The sequence below is a fragment of the Cellulomonas sp. IC4_254 genome (assembly GCF_011603975.1).
GTDB lineage: Bacteria > Actinomycetota > Actinomycetes > Actinomycetales > Cellulomonadaceae > Cellulomonas.
This window is the reverse complement of the sequence record NZ_JAANNB010000200.1, coordinates 1-6,862: the sequence shown is the minus strand read 5'-3', so window position 1 is coordinate 6,862 and position 6,862 is coordinate 1. Positions and strand designations below refer to the sequence as shown.

Genomic DNA, 6,862 nt, shown 5'->3' with positions numbered 1-6,862 from the left:
GGCAGCGGTGGTCGGGGCGGCCAGGACGGCGCCGGCCGGGGTGGGCACCGCGATGCCGCCGGGCGCCAGCGGCCCGCGTCCCGCCAGGGCCCGCGCGAGCGCACCGCCGCAGCGCCGTCCGCGCGCCGCCGGGCCTCCGACCCGGCCCGCACCGCGGCGTTCGACGTGCTGCGCACCGTCGCCGACTCCGACGCCTACGCGAACCTCGTCCTGCCCCCGCTCCTGCGCGAGCGCGGCATCCGGGGCCGGGACGCGGGCTTCGCGACCGAGCTCGCCTACGGCACCCTGCGCCTGCGCGGCCGGTACGACGCGGTCCTCGCGCAGTGCACCGGGCGGACGCTCGACCAGGTCGACCCGCCGGTGCTCGACGCCCTGCGGCTCGGCGCCCACCAGCTGCTCGGCATGCGGGTGCCGCCGCACGCCGCCGTCTCCGAGACGGTGGGCCTCGTGCGCGAACAGGTCGGTGCCGGGCCCGCCCAGTTCGTGAACGCCGTCCTGCGGGCGGTGTCCCGGGAGCCGCTCGACGTGTGGCTGGAGCGGATCGGGGACGCCGCCGACCCGGGCGGCACCGACGCCGTGGCGCGGCTGTCGGCGGTCGACAGCCACCCGGCCTGGGTCACCCGCGCGCTGCGCGAGGCCCTGGTCGGGCACGGCCGGGACGCCGACGAGCTGGGCGCGCTGCTCGCCGCGGACAACGAGGCCCCGCGGGTGTCCCTCGTCGCCCGCCCCGGGCTCGCCGACCGCGACGACCTGCTCGCCGCCGCGGGGCCCGACGCGCGCGCGGGCCGCTGGTCGCCGACCGCCGTGACCCTCGCGGGCGGCGGCGACCCGGCCGGCCTGCCCGCCGTCCGCGCGGGGCGGGCCGGGGTGCAGGACGAGGGGAGCCAGCTCGTCGCGCTCGCCCTGGCCGACGCGCCGCTCGACGGTCCGGACGCCCGCTGGCTCGACCTGTGCGCCGGACCCGGCGGCAAGGCGGCGCTGCTGGCCGCCATCGCGGCCGAGCGCGGTGCGCGGCTCGTCGCGAACGAGGTGCAGCCGCACCGCGCCCGGCTCGTCCGGCAGGCCGTCGCGGCGGTGCCGGACGGTGCGGTCGAGGACGTGCGGGTCGGGGACGGTCGCGAGGTCGGCGACGCCGAGCCCGGCGGCTACGACCGCGTGCTGCTCGACGCGCCCTGCACCGGGCTCGGCGCGCTCCGCCGCCGGCCGGAGTCGCGCTGGCGGCGTACCCCGTCGGACCTGGCCCAGCTCACCGCCCTGCAGCGGGACCTGCTCGGGTCGGCCCTGCGCGCCGTGCGTGTCGGCGGGGTCGTGGCGTACGTGACGTGCTCGCCCGTGCTGGCGGAGACCCGGCTCGCCGTGCTCGACGCGACCCGCGCGGCCCGGAAGGCGGGTCTGGACGTCGAGGTGCTCGACGCGCCGGCCGTCCTGCACGGCATCGCGCCCGGGCTGGACCTGCCCGAGCGCGAGGACGCCCAGCTCTGGCCGCACGCGCACGGCACGGACGCGATGCACCTGACCCTGCTGCGCCGCACCGCCTGACGGGCCCGGCCGCCTGACGGCCCGCACCGCCTGACGGCCCGGACCGCCTGACGTCCCGCACCGGCTGGGGGCCCGGACCCGCAGCGACCGGCGCCCCGCGGTGGGCGCCGATACCCTGGGCGGGTGCACGCGCAGATCAGCCCCAGCATCCTGTCCGCCGACTTCACCAACCTCGAGCGTGACCTGCACCGGATCAGCCGGGCGGACTGGGCGCACGTGGACGTGATGGACAACCACTTCGTCCCGAACCTGACGCTGGGCCTGCCGGTCGTGAGGCGGATCATCGAGGTCTCGCCGGTGCCGGTCGACGTGCACCTGATGATCGAGGACGCCGACCGCTGGGCCGTCGACTACGCGCACGCCGGGGCCGCGTCCGTGACCTTCCACGCCGAGGCGGCCCAGGCCGCCGTCCGGCTCGCGCGGGAGATCCGGTCCGCCGGGGCGCGCGCGAGCATCGCGCTCCGGCCGGCGTCCCCGGTGGAGCCGCTGCTGGACCTGCTGCCCGAGTTCGACATGGTGCTCGTCATGACCGTCGAGCCGGGCTTCGGCGGGCAGGCGTTCATCGAGGGCACGCTGCCGAAGATCCGCCGGTTGCGCGCCGCGATCGACGAGCAGGGCGCCGGCACCTGGATCCAGGTCGACGGCGGGGTGTCCCGGAGCACGATCGCGACGGTCGCCGAGGCGGGCGCGAACGTGTTCGTCGCCGGGTCCGCCGTGTACGGCGCCGAGGACCCGAACGCCGAGATCGACGTCCTGCGCCAGATGGCCGACGAGGCGCTCGCCGCCCGCTGACGGGCCGGCCCGGCGCTGACGGACCCGCCCGGCGCCGACGGACCCGCCCGCTCGGGCGGGAATGCCGCGTGTGGCATCATCGTTCGGTAGAACACACACACGTGCTCCGGGGTCGGTGAAAGTCCGAGCCGGCGGTGACAGTCCGCGACCCGCAGACGCCTCACGGCGCGAGCGGTTGACCTGGTGGAACTCCAGGACCGACGGTGAAAGTCCGGATGGGAGGAGTCGTGGCGGTGTGCTCGGCGTGAGCCGGGCGCGCCGTGGACGTCGTGCACCCGCGCGCCGCCTGCACCCCGGAGACCCGTCGGTCGAGGGGAGCAGGAGTGGGCACGGGGACGGCGGTCGAGCCGCTGGAGGTCGAGCGGGACGCGATGGTGCGCGCCCTGGACCTGGCGCGCCGCGGGCCCGCGCACGGGCCGAACCCCCAGGTCGGCTGCGTGCTGCTCGCGCCCCCCGGGTCGGGACCGGACGGCCGCGTCCTCGGCGAGGGCTGGCACCGCGGCGCCGGCACGCCGCACGCCGAGGTCGCCGCGCTCGCCGACGCGCGGGCCCGCGGGCTGGACGTCCGCGGGGCGACCGCCGTCGTCACCCTCGAGCCCTGCGACCACACGGGCCGGACCGGCCCCTGCTCGGTCGCGCTGCTGGAGGCCGGCGTCGCGCGGGTCGTCGTCGCCGTCGCCGACCCGAACCCGTCCGCCGCCGGGGGAGCGCAGCGGCTGCGCGCCGCGGGCGTCGAGGTCGTCGTCGGGGTCGAGGAGGCCGAGGGCCGCGAGCTGCTCGCGCCGTGGCTGCTCGCCGTGCGGCGCGGCCGGCCGCACGTCACCCTCAAGCTCGCCGCCTCGCTGGACGGCCGGGTCGCCGCCGCGGACGGGTCGAGCCGCTGGATCACCTCGCCCGAGGCCCGGGCGCACGCGCACGCCCTGCGCGCCGAGGTCGACGCGCTCGTCGTCGGGACCGGCACCGCGCTGGCGGACGACCCCGCGCTGACCGCGCGCGACGCCGACGGCGCGCTCGCCGGGCACCAGCCGCTGCGGGTCGTCGTCGGGACCCGGGACCTGCCCGCGGGCGGCCGGCTCGCCGGCCCCGGCGGCGAGGTGCTGCACCTGCGCACCCGCGACCCGCGGGAGGCGCTCGCCGCGCTGCACGCCCGGGAGGTGCGCCGGGTGCTCGTCGAGGGCGGGCCGACGCTCGCCGCGGCGTTCCTGCGCGCGGGCGTGGTGGACCAGGTGCACGCGTACGTCGCCCCGGTGCTGCTCGGGGCGGGGCGGGCCGCGGTGGCGGACCTGGGCATCGGGACGATCGGGGACGCGCTGCGGCTGCGGACCCGCGAGGTGCGACCGCTGGGGCCCGACGTGCTCGTCGTGGCCGACGTCGAGGAGGAGGAGCGCTGATGTTCACCGGCATCGTCGAGGAGGTCGGCACCGTGGTGTCGCTGGACCTGGCGCCGGGCGGCCCGGGCGGGGGAGCCGGCGCGGGGGAGGCCCCCGACGCCCGCCTCGTGCTGCGAGGCCCCCTGGTCACGTCCGACGCCCGTCACGGCGACTCCATCGCGGTCTCCGGCGTCTGCCTCACCGTCACCGACCTGCCCGGCGACGGGACGTTCGCCGTCGACGTGATGCCGGAGTCGCTGCGGCGCACCGCCCTCGCCGATCTCGCCCCCGGCTCACCGGTCAACCTGGAGCGGGCCGTGCGCGCCGACGCCCGCCTGGGCGGCCACGTCGTGCAGGGGCACGTCGACGGCGTCGGCACCGTCCGCCGGCGCACGCCCGGCCCCCGCTGGGACGAGGTCGAGGTCGCGCTCGACCCGGCGCTCGCCCGGTACGTCGCCGAGAAGGGCTCCGTCGCGGTCGCGGGGGTGTCCCTCACCGTCACCGCGGTGGGCCCGGACTGGTTCGGGGTGTCCCTGATCCCGACGACGCTCGCCGAGACCACGCTCGGGGCTGCCGCCGTCGGGACCCGGGTGAACCTGGAGGTCGACGTGCTCGCGAAGTACGTCGAGCGGCTGCTGACCGCCGGTGCGGTCGCGGGGGTGACCCGGTGACGGCCGTGGAGCCGCTCGTCCTCGGCACCGTCGAGCAGGCCCTCGCCGAGCTCCGTGCGGGCCGCCCGGTGCTCGTCGCCGACTCCGAGGACCGGGAGAACGAGGCCGACGTCATCCTGGCCGCCGAGCTGGCGACGCCGGAGTGGGTGGCCTGGACCATCCGGCACTCCTCGGGCTACCTGTGCGCCCCGATGACCGGCGCCCGCGCCGACGCCCTCGACCTGCCGCTGATGGTCCCGCAGAGCCAGGACCCCCGGCGCACCGCCTACACCGTGACCGTCGACGCGTCGCACGGCGTCACCACCGGCATCTCCGCCGCGGACCGCACCCGCACCCTGCACGTGCTGGCCGACCCCGCGTCCGGCACCGAGGACCTCATCCGCCCGGGTCACGTGCTGCCGCTGCGGGCGGTGCCGGGCGGGGTGCTGCACCGCGCCGGGCACACCGAGGCGGCCGTCGACCTGTGCCGCCTGGCGGGCGTCGAGCCGGTCGCCGCGATCGCCGAGCTCGTGCACGACGACGGCACGATGATGCGGCTGCCCGCGACGGTCGAACTGGCGCGCGCGCACGGGCTGGTCGTGCTGACCATCGCGGACCTCATCGCCTGGCGCACCGCGCACGACGACCTGCCGGCCGAGCCGGAGCCCGGCGCCGAGTCGGCGGCGGCCGCACCCGGCCGGCGCGTGCACCGCGCGCACAGCGCGGCCCTGCCGACGCGGCACGGCGACTTCCGGGTGCACGCCTACCGCGACCTGCGGACCGGCGCCGACCACGTGGCCCTCGTGGCCGCGCAGGGGCTGGCCGAGCAGCCCGTCGTCCGGGTGCACTCCGAGTGCCTCACCGGCGACGCGTTCGGCTCCGCGCGCTGCGACTGCGGCCCGCAGCTCGACGCGGCCCTGGAGCTCGCCGCCCGGGAGGGCGGCGCCGTCGTCTACCTGCGCGGGCACGAGGGCCGGGGCATCGGCCTGCTCGCGAAGATCGGGGCCTACGCCCTCCAGGACCAGGGCCGGGACACCGTCGAGGCGAACATCGACCTCGGGTGGCCGGCGGACCGGCGCGAGTACGGCGCGGCCGCGGCGATCCTCGCCGACCTCGGCGCCCGGCGGATCACTCTGCTGACCAACAACCCGGCCAAGGTCGCCGGGCTCACGGCCCACGGCATCGAGGTCGCCGACGTGCGCGGGCTCGAGGTCGGCCGGACCCCGCACAACGAGGCCTACCTGCGGACCAAGGCCCGGGCGATGGGGCACCTGCTGCCCGGCCTGGACCGCGACCCGCACCCCGGCACCACGACCACCCCCACCACGTCTCGCACGGAGGACGCACGATGAGCGGCAGCGGCGCTCCCACCATCACCACCGACGGCAGCGGCCTGCGGGTCGCCGTCGTCGCGGCCAGCTGGCACACCACCGTCATGGACGGCCTGCTCGCCGGGGCCCGGCGCGCGCTCGCCGCCGCCGGCGTCACCGACGTCCGGGAGGTGCGCGTGCCCGGCACGTTCGAGCTGCCGGTCGCCGCCGGCCGGCTCGCGCGGTCCGGCGACCACGACGCGGTCGTCGCGCTCGGCGTCGTCATCCGCGGCGGCACCCCGCACTTCGACTACGTCTGCCAGGCGGCGACCTCCGGTCTCACCGACGTCGCCGTGCAGACCGGCGTCCCGGTCGGATTCGGCGTGCTCACCTGCGACGACGAGGCCCAGGCCCTCGACCGCGCGGGGCTCGAGGGCTCCCACGAGGACAAGGGCGCCGAGGCGGCCGAGGCAGCGGTCGCGACCGTCGTCGCGCTGCGCGGGCTGTGAACGTCCTCGGCTGGCTGTTCGACGCCCAGCTCGTCGTCGCCGGGCACCCCGTGCTCTGGCGCGAGGTCATCGGCAACCTGTTCGGCCTCGCCTCCGCGCTGGGCGGCCTGCGCCGCAAGGTCTGGGCCTGGCCCGTCGGGATCGTCGGCAACGTCCTGCTGTTCACCGTGTTCCTCGGCGGCGTGTTCCACACGCCCCAGGCGCGCGACCTGTACGGCCAGGCGGGGCGGCAGGTGTTCTTCGTCGCCGTCGCGGTCTACGGCTGGGTCCGCTGGTCGCAGGCCCGGCGCGTGGCGCGCGAGCACGGCGATGCCGACGCCCCCGCCGTCGTGCCGCGGTGGGCCGGTCGGTCGGGGTGGATCCAGCTCGGCGTCGTCGGCGTCGTCGGCACGGTCGCCTGCGCGCTGGTCTTCCGGGCGCTCGGGTCCTGGGGCCCGTGGGCGGACGCGTGGATCTTCGTCGGCTCCCTGCTGGCTACGTACGGCATGGCGCGCGGCTGGATCGAGTTCTGGCTCATCTGGATCGCGGTCGACGCCGTCGGCGTGCCCCTCCTGCTCAGCGCGGGCTACTACCCGTCGGCGTTCCTGTACCTCGTGTACGCCGGCGTGGTCGTCTCCGGCTTCGTGGTGTGGTGGCGCGCCCGGCGCGAGTCCGAGCCGCAGCAGGTCACCGCGGCCGCCGGGGTGGAGGGG

At 77.8% G+C, this 6,862-nt stretch carries 7 protein-coding genes and 1 riboswitch; all 7 genes read left to right on the top strand.

What is annotated here, in order from left to right; genetic code table 11:
• On the top strand, nucleotides 1–1,539 hold a 1,539-nt coding region (locus tag G6556_RS15940), incomplete at its 5' end, for a transcription antitermination factor NusB (protein WP_240934621.1).
• Between the two features lie 123 nt (nucleotides 1,540–1,662).
• On the top strand, nucleotides 1,663–2,331 hold the full coding sequence (rpe, locus tag G6556_RS15935) for a ribulose-phosphate 3-epimerase (protein ID WP_166943607.1): 669 nt from the start codon (nucleotides 1,663–1,665) through the stop codon (nucleotides 2,329–2,331).
• Nucleotides 2,332–2,428: 97 nt separating this feature from the next.
• Nucleotides 2,429–2,562: riboswitch (FMN riboswitch) on the top strand.
• Between the two features lie 140 nt (nucleotides 2,563–2,702).
• A complete protein-coding gene (ribD, locus tag G6556_RS15930) occupies nucleotides 2,703–3,722 on the top strand; it encodes a bifunctional diaminohydroxyphosphoribosylaminopyrimidine deaminase/5-amino-6-(5-phosphoribosylamino)uracil reductase RibD (protein ID WP_166943613.1) in 1,020 nt (339 codons plus the stop codon).
• A complete protein-coding gene (locus G6556_RS15925) occupies nucleotides 3,722–4,372 on the top strand; it encodes a riboflavin synthase (protein ID WP_166943604.1) in 651 nt (216 codons plus the stop codon). The genes ribD and G6556_RS15925 overlap by 1 nt, the downstream gene beginning before the upstream one ends.
• A gap of 5 nt (nucleotides 4,373–4,377) precedes the next feature.
• Nucleotides 4,378–5,703 carry a 3,4-dihydroxy-2-butanone-4-phosphate synthase gene (ribB, locus tag G6556_RS15920; protein WP_166943610.1) on the top strand — a complete coding sequence of 442 codons (1,326 nt, stop codon included), beginning with the start codon at nucleotides 4,378–4,380 and terminating at the stop codon, nucleotides 5,701–5,703.
• Complete coding sequence (gene ribH / locus G6556_RS15915; protein ID WP_166943602.1) at nucleotides 5,700–6,170, top strand: 6,7-dimethyl-8-ribityllumazine synthase; 471 nt, start codon at nucleotides 5,700–5,702, stop codon at nucleotides 6,168–6,170. The genes ribB and ribH overlap by 4 nt, the downstream gene beginning before the upstream one ends.
• Nucleotides 6,167–6,862, top strand: a 696-nt coding sequence (pnuC, locus tag G6556_RS15910; RefSeq protein WP_166943599.1) for a nicotinamide riboside transporter PnuC, incomplete at its 3' end; no start/stop codon positions are given. The genes ribH and pnuC, both read left to right, overlap by 4 nt.

Bases quoted from the DNA above. Each gene is read 5' to 3' on its own strand.
- ribH (WP_166943602.1), top strand. From the start codon at position 5,700: ATGAGCGGCAGCGGCGCTCCCACCATCACCACCGACGGCAGCGGCCTG.
- ribD (WP_166943613.1), top strand. From the start codon at position 2,703: ATGGTGCGCGCCCTGGACCTGGCGCGCCGCGGGCCCGCGCACGGGCCG.
- G6556_RS15925 (WP_166943604.1), top strand. From the start codon at position 3,722: ATGTTCACCGGCATCGTCGAGGAGGTCGGCACCGTGGTGTCGCTGGAC.